Annotated in this window: 22 protein-coding genes and 1 tRNA gene; 15 read left to right on the top strand and 8 right to left on the bottom strand. The window is 39.7% G+C overall.

Annotated features, from left to right (window positions below; all coding sequences use genetic code 11):
- Positions 1-43: 43 nt before the first annotated feature.
- Both V6C71_14545 and V6C71_14550 read right to left on the bottom strand, forming a co-directional pair.
- Positions 44-922 (bottom strand): universal stress protein, encoded by an 879-nt coding sequence (locus tag V6C71_14545; protein ID HEY9769693.1) that lies wholly within the window; start codon positions 920-922, stop codon positions 44-46.
- 166 nt (positions 923-1,088) lie between these two features.
- Entirely contained in the window at positions 1,089-1,283 is a 195-nt protein-coding gene (locus V6C71_14550) for an NblA/ycf18 family protein (GenBank protein HEY9769694.1), read from the bottom strand.
- A 632-nt stretch (positions 1,284-1,915) separates the two neighbouring features.
- On the opposite strand from V6C71_14550, the gene V6C71_14555 reads away from it, so the two are divergent.
- The 6 genes from V6C71_14555 to V6C71_14580 all read left to right on the top strand — a co-directional run bounded on the left by V6C71_14555 (position 1,916) and on the right by V6C71_14580 (position 7,560).
- Positions 1,916-2,377, top strand: coding sequence for an RNA-binding protein (locus V6C71_14555; protein ID HEY9769695.1), 462 nt, complete (start codon positions 1,916-1,918; stop codon positions 2,375-2,377).
- Positions 2,378-2,623: 246 nt separating this feature from the next.
- Positions 2,624-3,325, top strand: a complete 702-nt coding sequence (gene rpiA, locus V6C71_14560) for a ribose-5-phosphate isomerase RpiA (protein ID HEY9769696.1) — start codon at positions 2,624-2,626, stop codon at positions 3,323-3,325.
- A 145-nt stretch (positions 3,326-3,470) separates the two neighbouring features.
- Positions 3,471-3,815: a c-type cytochrome gene (locus tag V6C71_14565; GenBank protein ID HEY9769697.1), complete on the top strand. Its 345-nt coding sequence runs from the start codon at positions 3,471-3,473 to the stop codon at positions 3,813-3,815.
- Positions 3,816-3,929: 114 nt separating this feature from the next.
- A complete protein-coding gene (gene cofH / locus V6C71_14570) occupies positions 3,930-5,072 on the top strand; it encodes a 7,8-didemethyl-8-hydroxy-5-deazariboflavin synthase subunit CofH (protein ID HEY9769698.1) in 1,143 nt (380 codons plus the stop codon).
- Positions 5,073-5,170: 98 nt separating this feature from the next.
- Complete coding sequence (locus V6C71_14575; protein ID HEY9769699.1) at positions 5,171-6,109, top strand: UDP-glucuronic acid decarboxylase family protein; 939 nt, start codon at positions 5,171-5,173, stop codon at positions 6,107-6,109.
- A 104-nt stretch (positions 6,110-6,213) separates the two neighbouring features.
- Positions 6,214-7,560 (top strand): UDP-glucose/GDP-mannose dehydrogenase family protein, encoded by a 1,347-nt coding sequence (locus V6C71_14580; protein ID HEY9769700.1) that lies wholly within the window; start codon positions 6,214-6,216, stop codon positions 7,558-7,560.
- Positions 7,561-7,779: 219 nt separating this feature from the next.
- On the opposite strand, the gene V6C71_14585 is transcribed toward V6C71_14580, so the two are convergent.
- A complete protein-coding gene (locus V6C71_14585) occupies positions 7,780-10,014 on the bottom strand; it encodes a transglycosylase SLT domain-containing protein (protein HEY9769701.1) in 2,235 nt (744 codons plus the stop codon).
- 200 nt (positions 10,015-10,214) lie between these two features.
- Between V6C71_14585 and V6C71_14590 the strand changes: the two genes are divergently transcribed.
- The gene (locus V6C71_14590) at positions 10,215-10,913 is read left to right on the top strand and encodes a hypothetical protein (protein HEY9769702.1); all 699 of its coding nucleotides are present in this window, start codon (positions 10,215-10,217) and stop codon (positions 10,911-10,913) included.
- Between the two features lie 114 nt (positions 10,914-11,027).
- Here V6C71_14590 and V6C71_14595 read toward each other — a convergent pair whose 3' ends face one another.
- Entirely contained in the window at positions 11,028-12,068 is a 1,041-nt protein-coding gene (locus V6C71_14595) for an FHA domain-containing protein (protein HEY9769703.1), read from the bottom strand.
- Between the two features lie 304 nt (positions 12,069-12,372).
- Positions 12,373-13,095 (bottom strand): 6-phosphogluconolactonase, encoded by a 723-nt coding sequence (gene pgl / locus V6C71_14600; GenBank protein ID HEY9769704.1) that lies wholly within the window; start codon positions 13,093-13,095, stop codon positions 12,373-12,375.
- Positions 13,096-13,541: 446 nt separating this feature from the next.
- Here pgl and V6C71_14605 point away from each other — a divergent pair, with 446 nt between their 5' ends.
- Positions 13,542-14,279 (top strand): DUF502 domain-containing protein, encoded by a 738-nt coding sequence (locus tag V6C71_14605; GenBank protein HEY9769705.1) that lies wholly within the window; start codon positions 13,542-13,544, stop codon positions 14,277-14,279.
- A 75-nt stretch (positions 14,280-14,354) separates the two neighbouring features.
- A complete protein-coding gene (nusB, locus tag V6C71_14610) occupies positions 14,355-15,152 on the top strand; it encodes a transcription antitermination factor NusB (protein HEY9769706.1) in 798 nt (265 codons plus the stop codon).
- 43 nt (positions 15,153-15,195) lie between these two features.
- Here the strand turns inward: nusB and V6C71_14615 are convergent, their stop codons facing one another.
- Both V6C71_14615 and V6C71_14620 read right to left on the bottom strand, forming a co-directional pair.
- Positions 15,196-15,603: a hypothetical protein gene (locus tag V6C71_14615; protein HEY9769707.1), complete on the bottom strand. Its 408-nt coding sequence runs from the start codon at positions 15,601-15,603 to the stop codon at positions 15,196-15,198.
- 95 nt (positions 15,604-15,698) lie between these two features.
- The gene (locus tag V6C71_14620; GenBank protein HEY9769708.1) at positions 15,699-16,979 is read right to left on the bottom strand and encodes a transposase; all 1,281 of its coding nucleotides are present in this window, start codon (positions 16,977-16,979) and stop codon (positions 15,699-15,701) included.
- Between the two features lie 188 nt (positions 16,980-17,167).
- Between V6C71_14620 and V6C71_14625 the strand changes: the two genes are divergently transcribed.
- Positions 17,168-17,764 (top strand): chromophore lyase CpcT/CpeT, encoded by a 597-nt coding sequence (locus V6C71_14625; protein ID HEY9769709.1) that lies wholly within the window; start codon positions 17,168-17,170, stop codon positions 17,762-17,764.
- 83 nt (positions 17,765-17,847) lie between these two features.
- Positions 17,848-18,888, top strand: coding sequence for a DUF6208 family protein (locus V6C71_14630; protein HEY9769710.1), 1,041 nt, complete (start codon positions 17,848-17,850; stop codon positions 18,886-18,888).
- Positions 18,889-18,945: 57 nt separating this feature from the next.
- On the opposite strand, the gene V6C71_14635 is transcribed toward V6C71_14630, so the two are convergent.
- Positions 18,946-20,346: a HAMP domain-containing sensor histidine kinase gene (locus V6C71_14635; GenBank protein ID HEY9769711.1), complete on the bottom strand. Its 1,401-nt coding sequence runs from the start codon at positions 20,344-20,346 to the stop codon at positions 18,946-18,948.
- A 259-nt stretch (positions 20,347-20,605) separates the two neighbouring features.
- On the opposite strand from V6C71_14635, the gene V6C71_14640 reads away from it, so the two are divergent.
- The 4 genes from V6C71_14640 to V6C71_14655 all read left to right on the top strand — a co-directional run bounded on the left by V6C71_14640 (position 20,606) and on the right by V6C71_14655 (position 24,189).
- Positions 20,606-22,090 (top strand): TldD/PmbA family protein, encoded by a 1,485-nt coding sequence (locus V6C71_14640; GenBank protein HEY9769712.1) that lies wholly within the window; start codon positions 20,606-20,608, stop codon positions 22,088-22,090.
- A gap of 187 nt (positions 22,091-22,277) precedes the next feature.
- Positions 22,278-22,349 (top strand) — tRNA-Gly (locus V6C71_14645).
- A 171-nt stretch (positions 22,350-22,520) separates the two neighbouring features.
- On the top strand, positions 22,521-22,934 hold the full coding sequence (locus V6C71_14650; protein HEY9769713.1) for a hypothetical protein: 414 nt from the start codon (positions 22,521-22,523) through the stop codon (positions 22,932-22,934).
- A gap of 10 nt (positions 22,935-22,944) precedes the next feature.
- Positions 22,945-24,189: a glutamate-5-semialdehyde dehydrogenase gene (locus V6C71_14655; protein HEY9769714.1), complete on the top strand. Its 1,245-nt coding sequence runs from the start codon at positions 22,945-22,947 to the stop codon at positions 24,187-24,189.
- Positions 24,190-24,257: the final 68 nt, after the last annotated feature.

Raw genomic sequence — 24,257 nt, forward strand, 5'->3', positions numbered from 1 at the left:
TTGCCGATTCTCACAAAAAAGCTTGCAGCTACAAAAAATAAAATTACTTTTTAGGCGAGAATAACAATACGGGAAACCAGCTACTACGCATCATATCATTGGCAAAACTGCGAACCGTCCACTGGAAAAGACTGTTGCGATAATCTGTAGCAATGGCGATCGCGCTAATGTCGAAATCCAAAGCAGCAGTAGTAATTTCCTGCAAAGGATTGCCTACTTTTACCAGAGTATCTACTTCAAGATCTAAAGCTTCTAGTTCTTTTTTTACCGATTGTAGATTAGCTTTTGCCTCTTCTACTCGCTGTTTGGCTAAAATCGACTTCCTACCGCAATCATCAACCACCGACATTAGCATACACTGCTTTAGCGAATTTTCTGGGCGATTCTGGGCATACTTTTTAATTTCTTCAATCAAATAACGAGCAGTCTCACTATTGTTGTAGGGAATCAGTAGATAACGCCAAAGATGACGACAGCGTAAGTGCAACTCTTCAAGAGTATAGGTAGTGATTAGTTCGGGGCGAATAATATTGAGTGGTTGGCTGGTGGCTTTCGCTAATCCAGCGCTGGTGCTGCCAAAAAATTTCTCTTGTAATAAACTTCTAATTGGAGTTCCCGTCATAATTACATCTACGGGATGCTTTTTCAATACTCTAGGAATTGTATCGAGGGGTTTTCCTGAAAGGACTTCTATTTGAACATCTACACCGGAAGGAGCATGCTCTAAAGCTTTCTCAAAGCGTTGTTTAGCTCGCTCTATTTTTTCATCATCTACTCTTGGCACTTCTCCTTCTTCCCAAAGCGGAACACTATGAAAGAAAACGATTTTCTTTAGACCACTTTGAGCCAAGCTTGGCACGCAATCAAGGAAACGGTACAAACCGTCGGTAAAATCTGTGCAGATTAAGCAACTTTGAAACATATGAGCTAAATGACAAATCTTTTTTTTAGACTAACAAATAAAAGGTTCGACACTCGCAATAATCTTAATTTTCTTATTTTTTCTTGAGTATTAACCCCAACATCCCCAGCTTTTTTCCTGGAAACCAGCGAGAGAAGGAGGCGTAATCAAGTACGATCTAGATACTTTATATCGTTGGCGGAGAATCTATTCCCCATTGATGACGAATAAAGTGTTGATACATATTGTCCTTAAGGATCATTTGCTCATAGAGCTTAACTAGAAATTCTTGAGCTTGTTCATGGCTCATTGATTGAACTTGAGTCTCAAATGAGCGAATATTAAATTTTTGCTCTAGAGACAGTTTCATTGAATCTGACATAAAAAACACTCCTAATTTTTAGATTGTCTGTCAATTAGACTCAGATTACTTTTAATGTAACCCAATGTAACAATATTTTGACAAACACTACTTTTGGTTATACTTATCATAATAGTTGATTGTCAACTATTAAAAGGAGTTTTAACTCTGACTTAAGGCTGAAATATTGCTAAAAAAGGATAAATAAATCGAATAAATTAGCTAATTGTGTAAACGTTCTGTAATAATTAGATATGGTGCAGAATTTAAAATAGGATTCAACTTTAAAATAAATTAAGTGTAGGCTAAGCTGGGGTTGCTCCAGCCTGTACAGCGAAGCTGTTACTGATTAGCATTATTTCCAGTTACAGCTGTTTTTTAAGCTACTGAGGCGATAATTGAAACTAACGCCAAGTTTAATAACCAGTGCATTGCAAGATAAGTGTTAGCCATTTTCAACTGCTCGAGTTAGCAGGAAGTGTGCATCTTAGGTATGATGTCTGGTGATGTAAAAAAGTTGAGTTGGTTCACCAAAAGATTCGTCTATAAAAAGCTTTTAGACAATTCATTATATTTTGGCTCAGTTGCCATCAAAAAAGCGTTCGCTCTGCACACAATGTTGGAATAAAATTAGCTTGGGAGATTATAGTTTTATGTCTATTCGTCTATACGTGGGTAACCTACCAAAAGAAGAAATCGATCGCGATGCCTTGGCTGCAATGTTTGCAGATGAAGGAGACCAGGTTTCTACTAAAGTTATCAAAGATCGAAAAACTGGAAAATGTCGTGGTTTTGCTTTCGTTACCGTTGCTAGTGATGAAGCAGCAGATCGGTTTATGGAAAAATACAATGGTCAGTCTTTTATGGACAGCCCTTTGAAAATCGAAAAAGCTCTACCTCGTTCTAAAGGCGAGGAAGAAAATGCACCTGCGGAGACTACTGGTAATAGTGGTAATAGTGGTAATGCCCCGAAACGCAAAAGTAGTAAAAAACCCAGTAACAGTAAAAAGCCTAGTACTAATCAAAAACAACAGAGTAGTACTATTCAACCCGATCCTCGTTGGGCAGATGAATTAGCCAAGCTAAAAGAAATGTTGGCCTCTGCTAATAATTAAGCTTATTAATCGCGTAAAGTACGGCAACGATAATACTGTTTAAAGACTTTGAATTTTAAAACGGTGACAATGACTCAAAAGGAAACTTGGGGTGATTGAACACCGTAATTTTTTTGACTTTTTTAACTTGAATTAACCCAGATTAAAATTACATATTTGATTGTCAGTAATACTAATTTTGGGACAGATATCTGAGAAGATAAGTCTCAGCTCAAATAATTATGAAGGTATAGGGAGATTAATTTAATGACTGATCCTGTCAAAACCATGAAACAAGAAGTGGGCAGAGCTGCTGCTGCCCGTGTTCAATCGGACTCAATTGTTGGACTAGGATCGGGTTCAACTGCTGCCTATGCGATTGAATATATTGGCGATCGCTTATCCAAAGGCGAAATTAAAAATATTGTCGGTGTGCCGACTTCATTTCAGGCAGAGGTATTAGCCAAAAAGTTTAAGATCCCCTTGGTTACTCTAGATGCTATCGACCATATTGACATTGCAATCGATGGTGCTGACGAGGTAGATCCCCAGAAAAATCTGATTAAAGGCGGTGGGGCGGCACATACCCGCGAAAAAGTTGTAGACTCTCTAGCAAATGAGTTTGTTGTGGTAGTCGATGATGGCAAGTTGGTAGAGCGGCTGGGATCGACGTTTTTATTGCCTGTCGAAGTTATTCCGATGGCAGTTGCTCCTGTAATGCGTAGTTTAGAAAAGTTGGGCGGCAAACCAGAACTACGAATGGGTGTTAAAAAAGCTGGCCCCGTAGTTACCGATCAGGGCAACTTAGTCATCGACGTTAAGTTTGACCATATTGATAACCCTGGTGAGATGGAAAAAACGATCAACAATTTTCCTGGAGTTTTAGAAAACGGACTATTTGTCGGTGTAGCCGATATTGTATTAGTAGGGGCAATAAAAGACGGTAAGCCCGAAATTCGCGAGTTTTAAGCGATCGCCTCAAAATTCTGACCCTTTTAGATCTACTTTTAAAAGGGGAGGCGGATTTTTTTTCTATTTATCAATTTATAACTAAGAACTAGTCAAAGAGAGACTTAAATCAACTGATTGTTTATCTTTAAAGGAGATTATTATTTTGCGAAAAATCATTTTTATAGTTTTGCTCGCAATATTTGTTTTAGTGACTGCGATTGATGCCCCTGCTCTTGCTGATACGATGGCACACTCAAATAATGGTGCAGCAGTGTTCAAAGCTAACTGCGCTGGCTGTCATGTCAAAGGAGGTAATATTGTACGACGAGGGAAAAATTTAAAGTTGAAGGCTCTCCACAGAAATAAAGTAGATACTCAAGCTGCGATCGCAACTCTGGTAACTAACGGCAAGGGTATCATGTCGGCTTATGGGGATAAACTAACTACCGAACAAATAGCTGAGGTTAGTGCCTATGTACTAAAAAGAGCCGAACAAAATTGGCAGTAAGAAATTTTACTCAAAGGCATCGGCATTGCGACAGTCATATGAAGTACATACTATGCTCTTTCCAATATAATTACCTTAAGCAAAGAATATTTTTAAATCTAATCAACACAAAAAGTGGTTAATCAAGCCCAAACGAGTCTAGTTACAGATATTTTATCGAGAGCAGCAAGAGCAGATATTTCGGTAGAAGAGGGAATATATCTGATTCAAGAACAAGATTTAGAAGTGCGATCGCTTATTGCTCAGACAGCAGATCGCCTACGCGACAAACAGGTAGGCGATACCGTTACCTATGTAATTAACCGTAATATAAACTTTACTAATATCTGCGAGCAGCACTGTAGTTTCTGCGCTTTTCGCCGTGATGCTGGTGAGGTCGGCTCATTTTGGCTCAATACTGAACAAATAATTGCTAAAGCTACTGAAGCTGTCTGTATTGGAGCAACAGAAATATGTATGCAGGGTGGATTAAATCCCCAAGCAAAACATAATGGTAGTTCCTTGAATTACTATCTCAACTTAGTTAAAGAAATTAAATCACATTTTCCGCAACTACATTTACACGCTTTTTCTCCGCAAGAAATCCAGTTTATTGCCAGAGAAGACGGTATTAGCTACGAAAAAGTGCTGTCAGCTTTAAAAAGAGCAGGATTAGGCTCAATGCCAGGTACAGCAGCCGAAATTTTAGACGACCGCGTCAGAAAGATAATTTGTCCTGAAAAAATTGACAGTGCGACTTGGGTAGAAATTATCAGCTTGGCTCATCGTTTAAGTATACCTACCACCAGCACGATGCTTTCTGGTCATGTTGAAACTGCTCGACAGCAAATCGAACATTTAGACCAATTGCGATCGCTCCAGCAAGCTGCTGTTAGTAACAATTATCCCGCTAAGATCACTGAGTTCATTATTTTACCTTTTGTGGGACAAGAAGCTCCTGCTCCGATTCGCCATCGCGTCGGTAGGGATCAACCTTTAGTTGCAGAGGTGCTGCATCTAACTGCCGTTGCTCGAATCTTTTTAGGGAATTGGATAGTCAATCACCAACCAAGCTGGGTCAAAATCGGCTTAGAAGGAGCTAAACAGGCTTTGCAAAGTGGTTGCAACGATATTGGCGGCACGTTGATGGAAGAACATATTACAACTATGGCTGGAGCGCAAGGAGGAACCTGCATGACGGTAGAAAGTCTAGAACAGGCGATCGCGTCTTTAAATCGACCAAAACAACAAAGAGATACTTTATACAAATACCTATAAAGCATTTACTATGTAGATTTTGTTACCTTAGCAGACATCGCAAATATTACAAGGTTAGTTTAAGATTGTTCTTGAAATACCTAAAATTAAATCTACAAATGAGAATATTAGTAACAGGCGGTGCAGGGTTTATCGGTTCTCATCTCATCGATCGCTTAATGAACCAGGGTCATGACGTAATCTGCCTGGACAATTTTTTCACTGGTCATAAGCGTAATATCCTTCATTGGCTTGATAATCCTTATTTTGAATTAATCCGTCACGATATTACCGAACCAATTCGCCTTGAAGTAGATCAAATTTATCATCTTGCTTGCCCAGCCTCTCCCGTTCACTATCAGTACAACCCCGTAAAAACTATCAAAACCAACGTGATGGGTACATTAAATATGTTGGGACTAGCCAAGCGAGTCAAAGCAAGATTTCTCCTCGCCTCCACCTCCGAAGTATATGGCGATCCTGACGTACATCCTCAACCAGAAGAATATCGTGGTAACGTCAACTGCATTGGTATACGTAGCTGCTATGACGAAGGTAAAAGAGTAGCCGAAACCTTAGCTTTCGATTACCATCGACAAAACAATGTTGATATCCGAATTATGCGAATTTTCAATACTTATGGACCGAGAATGTTTGAAAACGATGGTCGCGTTGTCAGCAATTTTATCGTTCAAGCACTAAAAGGCAATCCTTTAACAGTTTATGGTGACGGTTCGCAAACTCGTAGCTTTTGCTACGTAGCCGATTTAGTTGAAGGGATGATGCGGTTAATGAACGGTGAACACATCGGTCCAATTAATATTGGTAATCCTGGGGAGTACACGATCCTACAGCTGGCTGAGACAATTCAAAAAATGATTAATCCTGATACAGAACTGGCGTTCAAACCTTTGCCTCAAGATGATCCTAAACAAAGACAACCTGACATTACTAAAGCTAAAAATCTGTTAGGCTGGGAACCCACAATTAATCTTGAAGAAGGTTTAAACATGACTATAGAAGATTTTAGTTCTCGTATCAACGAAGCTAAATCTTAAATTAGAAGAATTTAAAAGATGGGTTTTCTTCTAATATGATTAGCTATTAGCTCGAAACATATTAATCACAAGACAACAAACAATACAAAAGGTTAATTAATTCTATGCGTGTTTGCGTTATTGGTACTGGATATGTCGGTTTGGTTACTGGTGTTTGCTTATCTCATATCGGACACGATGTTATCTGTGTCGATAACAACGAAGAAAAAGTTAAGTTAATGCAGTCTGGACAATCGCCAATTTATGAACCTGGTTTGTCCGAACTAATGAAATCTTCTGCCGAGTCTGGTAGATTAATGTTTACTTCTGATTTGTCCAAGGGTGTGGCTCATGGAGAAATTTTATATATTGCCGTAGGGACTCCGCCTTTACCGACAGGAGAAAGCGACACTCGTTACGTCGAAGCAGTAGCTCGCGGAATTGGTACTCACCTCAAAAACGAATACAAGGTAATTGTTAATAAGTCTACCGTTCCCATCGGCTCTGGCGACTGGGTAAGAATGTTGGTTCTTGATGGTAATAAAGAATCTGGTAGTAGTCTTCAACCTAGCTTCGATGTAGTCAGCAATCCTGAGTTTTTAAGGGAAGGTTCGGCAGTATATGATACTTTTAATCCCGATCGCATTGTCTTAGGTGGCAACAGCGGTAAAGCCATTTCGATGATGCAAGAACTATATCAACCTTTGGTAACGAGAGAATTTGCTGAAGATAAATCTCTGCCTGAAGTTCCAGTGGTAATCACTGATCTTAATTCGGCTGAAATGATCAAATATGCGGCTAACTCATTTTTGGCAACCAAAATTAGCTTTATCAACGAAGTGGCTAATATTTGCGATCGCGTCGGTGCCGATATAACTCAAGTTGCCAAAGGAATTGGTTTAGATTCTCGTATTGGGGGCAAGTTTTTGAGTGCAGGAATTGGTTGGGGTGGCTCTTGTTTCCCCAAAGATGTCTCTGCCTTAGTTCATACTGCCGATGACTATAATTATGAGTCTGAGCTATTAAAGGCAGCAATCAACGTTAATCAGCGTCAACGCTTAATCGTCTTAGAAAAACTCCAAAATGAATTAAAAATTCTCAAAGGCAAGACTATTGGTTTATTAGGTTTGACTTTCAAACCAGATACCGACGATATGAGAGATGCCCCGGCACTAGATTTAATTGAGCAGCTTAATCGCTTGGGAGCGAGAGTCAAAGCCTACGACCCCATTGTTTCCCAATCAGGCTTGAGTCATGGTCTTTCTAATGTGATCATTGAAACCAACGCTGAAATGCTAGCAGATGGATGTGATGCTCTGGTTTTGGTTACCGACTGGAAGGAATTCCTCAAGCTAGACTTTAACAAAATGGCTGAATTAATGAGCAATCTTTTAGTAATCGATGGACGTAACTTCTTAGATCGTGACGCAGTAGAAGCAGCTGGTATACGCTACATCGGTATGGGTCGATAAATTTGACCAACGGTCCGTGCCGTCTCCGTCGTTTCACACCCCAATGCGATGGGTGCGACACGAAGTTAGTCCTTTAGGGCAAGCGGCGGAGTAATCTGTGACTGACTAGAAGTATATCGATAATTATCTTAGTTGGATTAACAGTGCAAAGCAGAAAGCATTCTACTTTGCATTTTTTCTGGGCTCAAGTAGAAACTATCAATAGTTATTCGGAAATAGCTAGAAGTTTTTAGGGCTATTAACCGTTTTTTCGGACAAATTTTCGACCTTTTGGCGGATTTCGGGGTTATATAACCGTAAATAGTTCCAATAATTACCGAATACTCCCTCTACATAATCTTTAGTTTCGGCAAAAGGTATTTGTTCTACAAAGCGATCGCGATCGCTGAGATCATTTGTGGCTAACCAAGCGTTAACGTTACTCGTACCAGCATTATAGCTAGCGACTGCTAATAAAGAATCATCATTATAACGATAGTGATTGTGTTTGAGATACCAAGTACCAATTTTGATATTATCTTCGGCATTGGTCAGGGAATAATTTGCTAGCTGAATTTGTTCGGCAACCCATTGAGCAGTTGGTGGTACAATCTGCATCAAACCAACAGCACCAACAGCAGAATCAATGTTGGGATCGAAGGTAGATTCCTTTCGCATTACCGAAATAACCAACAAAGGATTAATTTGCTCTTTTTTCGCGTGTTGAAGAATTTGTTCATGATAGGCAAAGGGAAACAAACCTTGCCAATAAGCTTTAGTTTGACGCAAGGCTCTCCACTGCTCTAATTCTTGAGGAGTTTCTCGCTGAGTTAATTCCCAGATTGACTGGATTCCCTGACTATAATGACCTAGTTCTAACTCGATCAGTCCCTCGGTAAATTGCTCGTTGACCGATAATTGTTGCGGATGTTCAATTTCCGACTGCAACAATAGCCAGGCATTGTAATACTGTCCCAACAGATATAGCTCTTGCAAAGCTTTTGAACCCATCGGTAAAGGGCGATAAGTTTTAGTTAAATCCAAGACAGGTGAGAGAGGGGGCAGCCGCTCAAAATCGCCCACATTCCACCCTAGCATGACTGCAGAACGCCATGCCCAATAAGATTGAGGATAAAGCTCAATTACTCGATTAAAGGCTGTCTTGGCTGCCTCGGGGTTATTAGTCTCGATCGCCCATTTTCCCGTCCAATAAATAGCTTTAGGTGCAAAATCTAGCTCTTGGTTAGATTTAACTACAGGCTGCATCCACTCCCAAGCACCACTTTTGTCGCCATTAGCTGCTAGTTTTTGGGCAGTCTGCCAACGATATTGAGCAGCAGCAGCAGAGTCACTATATTGATTTAAAAGTTTTTGTCGGGAATCATTGGCTGCTTCGTACTTGCCAAACCGTTCATGGATATTGGCTTTAAGGCGATAGGCCTGTGGCGCATCTTGGGGAAACTGGGCGATCGCTTTTTCCAGATATACCACTGCTTCATCACCGCTAGAGATACTGGCAAGATAGATTAAGGCTGGTCCTGCTTCTCTGGCATCATGATATTCCCCAAGTAGTCTTTGATATGCGCTGCGAGCCGTAGACAGGTTTCCGTTACGATGAAACCCTCTAGCAGCGCGATAGAGATTGCGGGGTGTGGGAGCGGCAAAAGTATAGGCATCGGCAGCTTTGCGATGTTCTGCAACTCGCCAGTAACCATCGGCGATCGCTTCCCAGTCTTCGGGAGTTAACCTGGCAGGATATTCTAAGACAAGGCGATCGCGAACTGCATTTAAGTCTGAATCTCGACTGTATCTTGCTAATAGCATTAATAGTTCAAACTGGTCGGGATTTTGGCGCAGACGTTGGCGAGCAATTTTTTGCGTAATCGGATGATTGGGAAATTCCTTAATTAATCTCGCGGTTTGTCGAACTTTGTTGTCCTCGAGCAAGGAAAGAGCGTTAGCGGTTAATGGATGCTGAGGGTAATTTTTAATTAAGTACTTAAAAGTTTTTTGCGCTGTTTGTTCCTGCTTGTTTTGCTGATATGCCTGAGCAGTTTTGAATAAAATTTGGGGACGCAGTAAAGGATAGTCCTGTGCTAATCCCTCAAGATAAGTCAAAGCCAGTTTACCTTGCTGTTGCTCAATCAAATCCGCAGCCAATAGATAACGGGCGCGATGGCGATCGCGCAGCTGAGCGGGAGATAAATCCCGCGACTCTTCAACTGAGGCAAGAAGTTTTAACTGGGATCTTCGGGCATCAGGGGAAAGCGATCGCCGAACTATCGAAGCTGACTTTTGAGTCGATTCTAGCTGTTCCAATTTAGAAGACTGATGCTTTTGGTAATCCCAAGCTAACCAGCTTAGAGTACAAATTAAGCAAAGTGCCGCTAACTTTTTAGGTTTTGAGAACAATCTGACCTGGTATCTTTTGGATTGTGGTTGAGGTTGTTGGGAGCGCACGTGAGATTCTAGCATGAGTCTACAAAAGGATGAGGATTGATCGAAGGTAAGTGATGAAAATCTTTCCTAAACCTTATTCATCAAGTAAGACACTTATCAAGTACGGATTGAGTCTGTTCATCATCAGAAGCCAAAGCAAATTTGGAACTATGATCTGTAGCTCTGCGTCAAATGCTCATAACTAATCTATTAAGAGAAATATTTTTTACCTAGTCATGTTTAACGCAAAACACTCTAAAATAGCTACCTCTATTTTGATGATTCTATCTGCTTCGGCAACAACAATCGCTAACCCAGTCAATATAACTCCTGCTCAAGCACAGCTTTTTCCTGAGCAAGCACCAAGCAGAAACAGAGAATATTCATCTCCCAGACCCGACCCTAATCCGACTGTTCGCTCCAATACCATACCCAGCGGCTTTGTAATTCCTGTCGAGTATGAAGAAGAAAAAATTTTAGTAACACCAGAGGAAACTGTTCCCGTTACCCTTTTGGTTGCTGCCAATGTTAGAGATAATCAACGTAATACTTTAATTCCTTATGGGAGCGAGATTTTTGGGCAAATTGAACCCAGCGATGACGAATCTGGTTCTTTGTTTGTCGCACAAGAAATAGTCTTTCCTGACGGAACAACTCAGTCAATTGATGCAGTATCTGAGGTAGTAACTCGCAAAGAAACCGTCAAAAAAGGCGCAAATACAGGCAAGATTCTCCAAGGCGCAGCAATTGGTGGTGCTGCTGCTGCGGTCTTATCGGAAATTTTTGGTGATATTGGCGCAATAGAAGTTTTAGGCGGTGCTGGTGCTGGTGCCCTGGCTGGGCTATTGCTGGGAGGAAACGAAGTGGAATTAGTTTCCATCGATCCCAACAACGATTTAGACTTGACCTTAATGAAGGATTTAGCCGTACGCTAAATCTTAAGCAAGTTTTTGTTATCTCGTAACATTTTTTAACAACTTTGACCTTTAATTATTAAACTAGCGGCAATTAATTGAATCCATTTGGTCAATAATTTAATGCCTAAAATTTTAGCTAAGTTGGAAAATGAATGTTACTAGATCGCCTTTACCTAAAGCAACGCGATCGCCAGCTCTTAATCGATGACGATTCCCTTTGAGTAAAGGAGCGTGATTGATATAAGTTCCATTGGCACTACCAACATCCTCGATATAGTAAGCGTCTCCTTCAATTCTAATATCTGCATGAATCCGTGAGACTACTTCAGAATCAGGAAAACCAGCTACGTCTATATCTGGAGGAATTTGACCATTGGGTTTTCCAATATGAACCACGTCTAAATTAGAAGCAATTTTTATATTGGTGTTGCTCTGCAAATGAAGTAGGCTAGCAGTTTGTATTTGTAACTGCGTTGCACCAGTCAGGTTGCTCATGGCTGCTAAGTTGGTTGGGGGTACAGATTTAGCTGGAGTTTTAGCCGAATTATTAGATTCAATGTTTGTTTGGGGCTGCTCTGATTCTATTTCCAATTCTTCTGAACTTACTGGCGTTGGCTCACGCCCTAAATCTAAATCTGGAGCATCAGATTCCCAGGGCATAGTAACTTGATTAGCGGAACTTGATTCTGCTGGGGCAGGTCCAGACACAAAGCTAATTGTTTCGGTTGATTCGGTTTCAGGAAAGCCGTAAGATAATTCTTGAGTCTGAGCAAAAGTGCGATCGCCTTCAGTTGGTTCGATTTCAGGGTTATCCCATTCATTATCATTCCACTCATTGTCATCCCAGGGGCTTTGAATTGAAGATGGCATTGGGGTTTCAGGTAAGATCTCAGGGTTTACTTCTGAAACAGGCATTTTATTATTTGGTAATGGTAAAGTGACTTCTTCTAAAGGAGTATTAGATAGTGAGCCAATAAAAGTCTCTTCCACCGAGGCAGATAATGGATTCTCTGCCTGCAAATTAAAGCCACATTGACCACAAAAAGTAGCATCGGTCTGGACTGATGCCCCACAGTTAGGGCAGCTAGTTGAAGCTGGCAAGGGAGTATAACAATTTTCGCATTGCAAAGATTCTTCAGGGTTTTGATGATTGCAACTAGGGCAAGTAATCATAAGTATTTTTAATAGTAACTATTACACTGCTACCAACGTGGGTATTTTTTTCCCACTATACTACTTGTTAGGGTTTAAGTTTTTTAAAATTCGCTAGTAGAAACGTGTTGATTTGATGAAGTCAAAAATTGAGTCAAAAATTTTTATTTTTTAGTCAGATTCATCTTTATCGCTGATGAATTTGACCAACACCAAGAGCAAATATTTTTGGTAATTCTTTAGCTGATAAGACAATACCTCTGTTCCCCAATATTTCACATATAACTAAAAGCAAGACGTACTTAACTAGCTTTAATGCCTTGCCTTATAGCTCTGCTCCTGCTGCTTGGTCTAATAGCCATAATAATTCTCCCTGTGGTTGAATCAAACGAGAGGGATATTGCATCTCGTCACCATGAGCAGCAAAGATTTGTTTTAAGGCTGGACGTTTACTAGCTCCGGCTACTAAAAATAGAACACAGCGAGCCTGGTTGATCACAGGGGCAGTAAAAGTAAGTCGAGGTTGACCATCTTTATTGCCTACAGTAATCAAGCGATCGCGCACCGATAGAGCTTCTGTATGAGGAAACAAGGAAGCGGTATGACCATCATCTCCTATACCCAAAAGAATTAAATCAAAAGTGGGAAATCCTGACTGAGTTTTAAAAAACTCTCGTAATTCTAGTTCGTGTTGTTGAGCATCCTGCTGCGGATCGCCTGAAGCAGTATTCATAGGGTGAATATTAGTCTCAGGCATCTCAATTTTGTCTAGCCATGCTTGGCGCGCCATTAATTGGTTACTGTCTTGATGTGTAGCAGGAACATAACGCTCGTCGCCCCAAAAGATGTGTATTTTTGACCAGGGCAAAGATTGACCTGATAATGCTTCATATAGAGGTTTAGGAGTACTGCCTCCAGACAAGGCGATCGTGAATCGATCTCTTGATTCAATAGCTGCGTGTAAACGAGATAAAATAATCTCCTGCGCTTTCTCAACTAGAGCAGATTTATCAGCTAAGACTTCTACAGTTCTATTCGTAATAGCCATATCGTTCCCTAAATTATCCAAAAATGTTATTTATCAAGTTAAAAAGACTCGACAACAGTTTGCCTCAACCTAGTCTCAACTCTGTCGATCTTAGAACTGTGTGCCAAAATTATGACTAAAACTTAAAGTTATGTTTAGGGCTGCTACGGACTAGCTGTTATTATCGAAAATTCATTTAATTGCGAGCCTAATTACTTTCATAGCTGAATCGACTGAATTATGGATAATCTAGATTCAATTTTGCAAGATAGAATATAGGATTGACGTTGTTTGATCAGACTAATACTAAACTAACGTTAGCTAAAATTTCATTTAATTTTCAAGCAGTATATAATATATGTATTAATGTCAATACTTGCAACAATTCTTCATATGCTTTAAAACTTACTATTAGAGTTTTTAGAGTTTAATTATACAAATTTAGTTGTGAGGAGAGTATCTGCTCTGTGCTACAACGTTTAAAACAAGATTTAAAAAGCGATTTGATCGCGGGTTTATTGGTGGTAATCCCCTTAGCCACAACTATTTGGCTATCGATTTTTATTGCCAAATGGGCTATTGATTTATTTACCCGTATACCTAAACAGATCAATCCCTTCGATGGATTAGATCCAATTTTAACCAATATTCTTAATTTCTCCGTCGGATTAGCCGTACCTCTTTTAAGTATCTTAATTATCGGCTTGATGGCGCGGAATATTGTTGGACGATGGCTACTAAACTTTGGGGAACAGTTTCTTCAAGCTATTCCTTTAGCAGGTTCTGTTTATAAAACCCTCAAACAAATCTTAGAAACTCTTGTAGGTGATTCTAAAACCAAATTTAGAAGGGTAGTGATAGTTGAATATCCCCGTAAGGGAGTATGGGCAATTGGGTTTGTGACGGGAAAAGTCAGTCCACAACTTCAAGCCCATCTCACTGAAGAGGTGATTAACGTTTTTATTCCAACTACTCCTAATCCCACTTCTGGATGGTATGCCATAATTCCTCAGCAAGAAGTGATCGATATTGATATTTCGATCGAAGATGCTTTTAAAGTTTTGATATCGGGCGGAATAGTTAGCCCGGAAATTCCTGCTGTCAAACCACATCTTTCAGTTGCTAAAAATAAACAAAAAATAGCGGTCAAAAATGGCTTTGTCTCAGATGAGTCTAATTTGATTTCCCTAGAAGAAGAAGGTTAAGCGAAACTAGACGATATAATGATTAAGCTCGATCCAATTATCGGGCATTCACTATTTGCTTAAAATAGACAGAATATGGCCCTGCGCAAACAACCCAGAAGTATTGCTCGCGAATTAGCTTTGCTGAGTATCAGCCAAATCAAAACTAAGAAAGGCAAACTGGCTCAAGAAGACCTTGATAGTCTAGTTTTAGCTGCTATTCGGACTTTAACTATCGAAGTTCAAGATAACTTAGAGGCAGCTTCAGCGGAAATCAAACGGGGTGAAGAACGTATTTTAAACAGCGAGACCCGAGCCAGCGATTTAAACAGTGCTAGAGTAATGATACAAGAAGCTTTGTCAGTGTCCCAAACAGCAGTGAATCGTCTGGGGATCGCGGTCGAATTTCCTGAGTTTTTGCAGCTTACTAATCAAGAGCAAGTAAGGCAGTACGCGACAGAAATAATTGCTACGGTTAACGAATATCGCCAAGAAATAGAAGCTGCAATCGAAAATGTTTTGGTAGCTTGGCAGCTTAGTCGTTTAGCAAAAATCGATCGCGATATTTTGCGGATTGCTGTAGCAGAAATAATTTATTTAGAAGTTCCCGAACGGGTTGCAATTAACGAGTCGGTAGAATTAGCCAAACGCTATTCTGATGAAGACGGGTTTCGCTTTATTAATGGAGTGTTGCGGAGATTAAGCGATCGCCTTAAAGAAAGTACAGCGCAGTCAACATCAAAGATTGAAGCACCAGAAAAAGTAGAGGCAACAGCGATCGTTGAAGACACAGAGATAGGTAAACAGATAGAAGCAACGGAAATTAACAACCTAGCCGAGCAGAATAATCAGACTTTACCTATATTGAAACAAACTTTTATAAATCAGGAATAGCGTAGCAACTTTACGAGGTTAAATTCTCTTGGTTTTAAACTATTTATTCTTTGGTTGGTTGCTTAGTTCTAGCTTCAATTTCTGCTAAAGTTTTCAAAAGAATGCGTTTGGCTTGTAGATTCCAACCCCATTTTTGAATGTTAATCGCGAAAGGGATACCAATTGCAGGAGCAAGGAAATCCACAGGCTGGCGTAGAGAAATGCCAAACAGCAATCCTAATCCAGCAATACCCCAAAAAGGTAAAGCTACTGTTTGGCGCTGTTCTTCAATCAATTTACCAAAAAAGCCTTGAGGCATCAATTCTAATAATTCTTTTTTTACTTCTTCTTGCTGTGTGGGGGTTACAGAGATGCCGATTTTGCGCCGTAATCTTTCGATTTTGCGAGCATCAGTACTATATACGGCTAGCTCATCTTCAGCCATGGAAATTAAACGTTCTAATTGCGACATTGATTAATAACTATATTCAAATAAGTAATATATAAAATAAACTTTTAAACCTATAGCCTATAGATATAAGCCAGTCTTATTGACACTCCGCACGTTTACGCTTCGCTAAAAACGTGGGATTCTTGGTTCACCGAGTCTCCGTTAGGCAGCAGGTTTGCACCAACCACCCAAGAGGGAGTCTCTCCCCAAGCGTAGATTCCGCTATGCCCTAGCGTATTTAATCCTCGTTGCAGGATGTTGATAGCTGCGTTTACGTCTCTATCTTCGCTGTACCCACACTCACAAACATGAGTTCTGGTAGAAAGAGACTTTTTGACTACAGCACTACAATTAGAACAGGTTTGACTGGTATGGTAAGCTGGTACTGCTATTGTTGCTTTTCCATACTTATGACCAAAGTATTCTAACCATTGTCTGAAAGTAGACCACCCTGCATCTGCTATCGACTTAACTAATTTTCGATTTCTAATCATGCCTTTAACATTTAAGTCTTCATAGGCTACCAAATCGTTAGATTGGATTACGCAGTATGCTGCTCGCTTGCAATACTCAATACGTTGCCTACTTACTCTTAAATGTTTTTGTGCATATCGAACTCTAGCTTTGTGATAATTAGAAGATTGTTTGACACATGAGCGATACTTTTTAAACTTTTTCCTGTTGGCTCGATTCAGTTGTTTTTCGGCTTTTCTATAAAACTGAGGAATTGTTTCTAAATGCCCATTTGAGTCTGCATAAAATTCTTTTAAACCAACATCAATTCCAAGGCATTTTTGAGTAACCGGAAAAGGCTTGACAGTATCTCTAGGGTCTAGTTTTAAAACAAATTGAACATAGTAACCATCAGCACGTTTGATGATTCTGCATCTTTTAAACTGCTCTAATTGAAAGTAGTTCAAATTGCGACTGACAATTAATTTGAGCGTTCCTATTCCTTTTTTGTCGGTAAAAGTTATCTTTTTTTTGTCTTCAGATAATTTCCATCCAGAAACTTTATACTCAACAGAACGAGAGTGTTTTTTAAATTTAGGATAACCTGTTTGGTGCGCGTGCGGCCCGCCGTAAGACGACGGGTCGGTCGCATCCGCTTTCTTACCTAAAATATTTTTTTGGCAATTATTAAAAAAACGACTAATACTAGACCATGTTCTCTCCACAGCGCATTGTGTCGCATGAGAATTTAAATCTCTAACAAACTGATACTCTTTTCTTAGTTGAGTATTGTGTTTGTAGATATCGTATTTGCCTACACCACGATTATCCATCCAAAAACGAAGACACTTGTTTCGGACAAATTGAGCCGTTCTAATTGCTTCGTCTATGGCTAGACATTGTTCTGGTTTAGGATTGCGAACTTTGAACTCTAAAACAAACATTTTGACGCTATGTTTTACAGCGTCACTATAACATATTTTGTTATAGTTTGTATGCCGGCGGACTAAAGTCCGCCGAGTTGCCCGCAAGCCCGTACTATCTGTCAAGACTAGTACTCTTCTCATCCCAAATTTAACTGAATATTTGATGTTTAGTCAGAGATTACTCCAAAATAATTAAACTTAATTAAATGATTTCTCCTCAATTAACGGCTTTAGCTACCTATTTAGCTGGAGAGTTTAGCAATCAACAGCAAGCTTCAGAACAACCAGCTTGGTACGTCAATTTAAGGCTTTGGATACGTCCAGTACCTATTTTTACCGATAATAGTATTACTTTATTTGCCGAACAGGCTAATGTAATTAAAATCGACCAACCCTATCGTCCAAGAATTTTGCGCCTGAGACAAAAAGAAACCATAGAGGTGGAGTTTTATATGTTTGAGGATCTAACCACGGCGCAGGGTGCAGGATGTAATAAAGCTTTAATTGAGCAAATAACCCCAGAAAAAATTAAATTTTTGCCTGACTGTACACTTAAAGTCGCGTCAAAACAGCTGAATGATGGACAATATTGTTTTGAAACTACGCCAAAAACCCAAAAACCCTGTACAGTTAGCTATCAAGGTACAACCTTTCAAGTGTTCCTGGGATTTAAAGTTACAGCGAATGAACTACAAACTTATGACAAAGGCATCGATCCCGAAACTGGTAAAGGAACTTGGGGCGCATTAATGGGTGCATATCGCTTTAGTAAACTTGGAGATTTTTCTGGGGAACTAAATTAATAACAATTAGTATTTTGACAGCTAAGTAAATAGTTAGCTTTAGATGTAACGTTTTAGATAGGCGATCGCGAGAGAATTAATTAATGAACAAAATTTGGTTATTGTGGGAAATTCCTCTAGCTTTGCTCTCCTTTGTATTCAACAAAGTGATGAAGTTTATTATTGGCAACTTATTTACTATTTATCTGGCGGTTAATCAAAAAAAAGCTTCTCAGTGGCGAGTATTGTCAGAAAAAATGATTAACGCTCCACTAATTTTACCCGTTTTAATGACTAAAGGACCCCGCTGGAATACTCATGCGATCGTTGGTACATTAGGGCCGTTTAAAGTAACAGAAACTATAGCTATAGATGTTGAAACTGCTAATAAATCTTCTCGTTCTTGGATTGCTGTTGTCTATAGTTTTCCTGGCTATAAAACAATTACCAGCCTTGAATCAGAGCAGATTGACCAACGGTCAGAGCAGGCTCCGTCGTTTTACACCAAACTATGCGGTGCAAGCGGCGGAGTAATCTCTGACTCAACTAACCCTTGGTATACAGTCAAACTTCCCGCTGGTAAATATTCATTAGGGGTTCGCTATTATAATCGAGCCGATACGATTAACTATCCTGGGGTAAAAGTAGACAATCACTTATTTGTAGAATCTTTTAATGTTCCGAATGATATTAATAGTTATTATGACAATTTGATCGACGCTAAAAATTGGTTGTATTCCAGCTTACACTATTATATTTATACAATTCTCAAGCTACGTAACTATTTACCAGAATCTTTTGTTCGCTACGAATACTTACCAGTTGGCGCGCCTGCAACCCACTTTGCCTATAATTATTTAGATTCGCGGCAAACTCTTCAAATAGAAATTGAGCCAGAAATTATTGAGCAATTTGACATATACTTTACCCTTTACGATCGCTCCAGCCTACCATTAACCTGGTGCATGATTACCGAACCTAAATATGTACTGCCACCACAAGATATACAAGGTTACTATTTACTGAGGATTAGACCTAAACCTGAGTTTTCCCAGACTAATATCAAAGTAAAATCTCATCTGTCTGACGTAGATAGCTTAAATCAGCATTGGTTAATTAGTAATTCACAAGTCAATGATAGATAATCAAAGATCAATCAATATCGATTTCCTAAAATACTCATGATAGTTTCACTCAAGATTTTAACTACCAGATAAAGGAAAACTAATTATAAAAGTACTTCCTTGATTTAGCTTAGAGCGTACCGTAATACTACCACCCATACTTTCGACTAAAGTTTTGACGATAGATAGTCCTAACCCTGTTCCACCAGAGCGGTTGCGCGCCTCGTCCACACGATAAAAACGCTCAAAAATCCGATTTTGCTGCTGTAAAGAAATACCCACGCCGCGATCGCTTACTTGAATAACTGCTCGATCATTTTGTGCAGTTAATTTTATGGTTACAGAGGTTTCTGGCTCGGAATATTTGACTGCATTATCAATCAAATTTAACAAAACTTGCTTAAGACGATGGTTATCGGCTTTGATTGCGATTAAATTAGCCTTCATTTCTAAATTAATCTTTCTACCGCTGTATTGCTGCGCCATACCCACTATCTCTGTAATTAGATCGTTAAGCAGAAGATTCTCGATCTGAAACTGCATTCTGCCACTGTCTAATCGCGCTAAATCTAATAAGTCTTGTAGTAGTTGTACAGTGCGATCAGCTTCCGAGGCAGCAGTAGTTAAGGCTTCAATTTGCATTTCTGATAAATTACTACCTCGGCGTAAAATACTGTGAATATAGCCAGAAATAATCGTCAAAGGAGTTCGTAGTTCATGGGACACATTGTTTAGTAGTTCCCGCTGATGTTCCCATGCTTCTGCTAGCCTCATTAACATTTGGTCGAAGGTTTCGGCTAGTTCTTTAACTTCGGTAGGAGCTTGTTCTAAGTTAAAATGAGCCTGGTCTAGTTTATCAGCAGAAATTGTACCAGTAAGTTGGCTAATTCTTTTCAAAGGCTGCATTGAACGGTGAATGTAAACCGCAATTATGGTAGTCATTGCCGCGATCGCAATTATTGTGGCAATGATTAAACTACGAATCAAATGCAGAAACATAATTTGATCCTGGGTAATATTGTGCGCCAAATAAAGTTGACCCAAACTGACATTTTTAACCCGTAATGGTGTAGCACACATCAACCAGTAGTTGCCATTTAAATCCCTAACCTGAGGAATTAAAGGAACATTGTTGACAGTCAGTAAAGTATTGCTAATTTCAGCCTGATTCAACGTCTGAGATTTGGCGATTACTTGATTGTTAGAGTTTTTCAGCCAAATTAATTGTTTAGGAGTAGATAAGCTGCTAATTGCTCGTTGCACTCTCTGTTGGATAGGAATCATTTCGCTGTAAATCTCGACATCTCTGGGAAAACGAGCAGCAATATATTTGAGGTTTTCTTTGTGGGTGGAGACTAACATTTGCTGCATTCGCATACTTGTCCAAGCAGCCAGGCTACCCAAACCCAAAGCTGTTACCGTAGCAATTCCAACGGTTAATCTTACTTTTAATGAAGCCGTATCAAATATTTTTCGCACTGTTTTAGAGGTAGCCGATAAATTTGTGGGCTGTTTTGCTTGCTTTAATCGCGATTTTTTACTCTTAGCTTTAAATTAAAAAGTTACCTCAAATTTTTCAATATTTCGCGGCTCGGATCGCTTAAAGTGTTGCAAACCATTCTAAGAAACTGATTAAAGTTTGCTAATAAATCTCGATGAGCCTTAATTAGTCATGTTTAGATCTTAGCTTTTGTCTAAAATATACCTATATCAATACTTTTCTTAGATCAAAGCTCTTATGGTACAAGCTCTGCAAACAACTACTCAGGAATTAGCCACTTTAGCCGTAGACTTAATCCGTCAGTCTGGTTGTGAGTATGGCGACATCCGTATCTGTCACTATCGCCAACAAAGCCTTGCAGCGCGCGATCGCTCTTTAAATCGTCTTTCAGACAACGTTAGCTCTGGTTTTGGGGTGCGAGTACTTCTGGATGGTGCATGGGGTTTTGTTGCTTCTCATCGTATTACCCCAGAAGAAATTACTAGGATTGTTAATTTAGCTGTAGATACCGCCAAAGGAAGTCGGCTAACCCAGCAAGAGCCAGTCAAGCTAGTCCCCGTAGCAGCATATCAAGAAAAATACATTACGCCGATTCAAATCGATCCCTTTGAGGTTTCCATTCAAGAAAAAGCTGAATTATTGCTAAACATCAATGAACAATTTTTAAGTTACGGTGATCGAGGCATCAAAAAAGCCTATTCATTTCTCAGCTTTATTAAAGAAGATAAAATATTTGCTTCTACCGTCGGTTCAGTAATTGAACAAACTATCTATCGTAGCTATCCTGGTATGGGCTGTACGGCGATCGCTAACGGAGATGCCAAAAGCCGAAATTATGAGCGTCCCCCGCTTAATATTGGTTATGAACATATTAATTGTGCCGATTTATTGAGCAATCTTGACCGAGTGGCGAATGAAGCCATTGAAAAAGTTCATGCTCCAGAATTCACTGGTGATGGCAAAACGACTCTAATTTTAAAACCAAGTAATTTGTTCCTGACGATCCACGAATCTGTCGGACATCCTACCGAATTAGATCGGGTATACGGTTACGAAGCCAACTTTGCCGGAACCAGTTTTGCTACTACCGATAATCTACACAAACTACAGTATGCTGCTCCTTGGGTAAATCTAGTCGCCGATCGCACTCAACCTCAAGGGCGTAGTACCATGGCTTACGATGATGAGGGTGTACCCGCACAACGCTGGTATGTCGTCAAAAACGGCATTCTTAATGACTACTTAACAGATCGAGAAACCGCTTATCGTTTGGGACGAGGTAGTAGTAACGGTAGTGCCTACGCCGATAGTTGGTCTAGTACACCAATGGTACGTATTCCTAACTTGGGTTTAGAACCAGGTAAGCCAGGCGACAGTCATACTGCAACTTTAGCAGAGATGATTGCCGACACCGCAGACGGAATCTTAATTGACGGTATTGGTAGCTATTCCATCGATCAACAACGTCGTAACTTTCAGTTTGGTGGGGATGCTTTTTGGCAAATTAAAAACGGCAAGATTATGGGAATGCTGAAAAACGTTACCTATCACAGTATGACTACCGACTTCTGGAACAGCATTGATGCCCTTGGTGGCGAATCAGAACTAGTCCAGTGCGGTACAAATATGTGCGGTAAAGGCGAACCAATGCAGATTGCCCAGATGACTCATGCCTGTGTTCCAGTGAGGGTTAGAGATATTCATGTTGGTAGGACTTCATGAACTACTCTGCCCTGGCCTAAGGCAATGACAGAGAGTAGGTAGGGCAAACCGTCTTTCGCTCCTGCTCATGTCAATCTCAAAAATTCCTTGAAAAACTTGACGCTATCTGCCATAATAATTATCGGCAAGGAAATAATACAGCCCCATACGGTTGTAGATTAACATTCCGAAAGGAATTCGTTGAATTGCGGGTGTAGCTCAGTGGTAGAGCGTCACCTTGCCAAGGTGAATGTCGCGCGTTCGAATCGCGTCACCCGCTTATAAATTCTTAAATAAAATTAAAGCATAAAGTGATCAACTAAACCTTATGTCTTGATTAAAATTAAATTGAGGTGTGCCAAGAAAGCAAAAGCAAGATAATATATTTATCTTCACAAATAGCGATCAAAGTTTATCTAGCATTTAATTTTATTAACTTTAATCAATAAGAGTGCGTTCACAAAAAACACAGAAAATAGATTTAAGTAGTGAATATCCTTGTCCTTGTAGAAGGAAAGGCAACCTAAAGCCGATTGTTCTTACCGAGGCTTTGGGGTGTGATCGCTGCCAACAGATTTTTGTGGTCAAAAGAGATGGTCAGGTAATAGAACAATTATCTTCGATCTATCAAAAAAAATCGTGGCGGTGGACAGGAAATCGTTGGAAAAACGCTTATGCTCGTTGGACGCAAAGCTATTTATCCATAATGTTAATTCTGTTGCTGAGTCTCAGCGTTGTAATAGTAGTCATCTTACCGTTACTATTGCGGTGGTTGAATGCCCAGAGTATCATTTCCTGGATAGTGATATTTTTATTTTTGATTATCCTGCTAATCTTATCGCTGTTTATAGTCTATCGGCATTAATAGCAAAACAATGCAAAGTTCATCAGACCAAATGCTGACCATAGTTCGAGAATCTCAAAAAGCCGCAGCTAAATTAGCTCGAATATCAGGTGTAAAAAGAAGGAATGGGGTATTGGCACTAGCTAAGGCAGTAGAAAGCAGTTTTGATGAAATATTAGAAGCCAATACTTTAGACTTAGAAATCAGTCGTGAAATGGCGATTGTCGAGCCAATTATTGATTGGTTGAAACTAACTCCAGAAAGGCTGCAAATAACCGTTTCTATTCTAAAGCAGCTTTCTAAGTCAGCAGACCCCACCAGACGCTTAATTAATGCTGCACACCAAATAGAGCCATCTCAAACTTATTGTCAGCTAATTCCTTTGGGAACAATTGCCTTAATCTACGAAGCTTTTCCCGAACTTGCTGTGATCGCAGCGGGAATGTGCCTCAAAACCGGCAACAGCTTAATTACGAGAGGGTGTAGTGCTGCTAGCAATTCAAATCAAACCATTGCCGCTATTTTAAAAAAAGCGTTAGCCACTACCGATTTACCTTCAAGCTCAATTGAAGTTATTTCTCCAGATTTAGGCATCTCCGTTCAGGACTTAGTTACTCAAGATCGATATTTAAATTTAGTGATTCCCTATGGTCGTCCCAGCTTAGTACAGCAGGTAGCAGAAAAAGCTACGGCAACAGTTCTTAAAACCACTATGGGCAACTGCTATTTGTATTGGTCACTTAGTGGGAATCTAGAACTAACCCGTCATGTAATTGTTGATAGTCATGATGGCGAACCCGATGCTGTTAACGCTATTGAAAAGGTACTAATCCACCAAGATATGAAGTCTTCAGTTTTACAGTCTTTATTTAATAATTTGCAACAGCGCGGATTTGAGCTACGGGGAGATGAAGCACTAATCGAGCAATTTCCTGAGTTCTTAAAACCCATTAATCCTCCAGAATGGAGAAAACCTTATTTAGCTAAAGTCGTAGCATTTCGCTATGTTGATAGTTTATCTCAGGCTGTTTTCTGGATTAATCGTTATAGTGGTGGTCATGCAGACTGCATTGTAACCGAATCCTACTCCGAGAGTCGCCAATTTGTAGAAGGCGTAAATAGTGCTTTAGTCTATATTAATACTTCACCCAAATTTTCTCGTAATCCAGAAGGAAGTGAAGATGTATTTTTAGGTATGTCTAATCAGAAAGGATATCGACAAGGATTAATTAGTGTCGAAACTTTCACTACGATCAAACAAGTAGTCCAAGGATAATCAATCAATAGTAATTAATCAAGGCGTTATCGGTTACATCCAGATAGTAATAATCAAATAATCAGTAA

The sequence above is a fragment of the Coleofasciculaceae cyanobacterium genome (genome assembly GCA_036703275.1).
GTDB lineage: Bacteria > Cyanobacteriota > Cyanobacteriia > Cyanobacteriales > Xenococcaceae > Waterburya.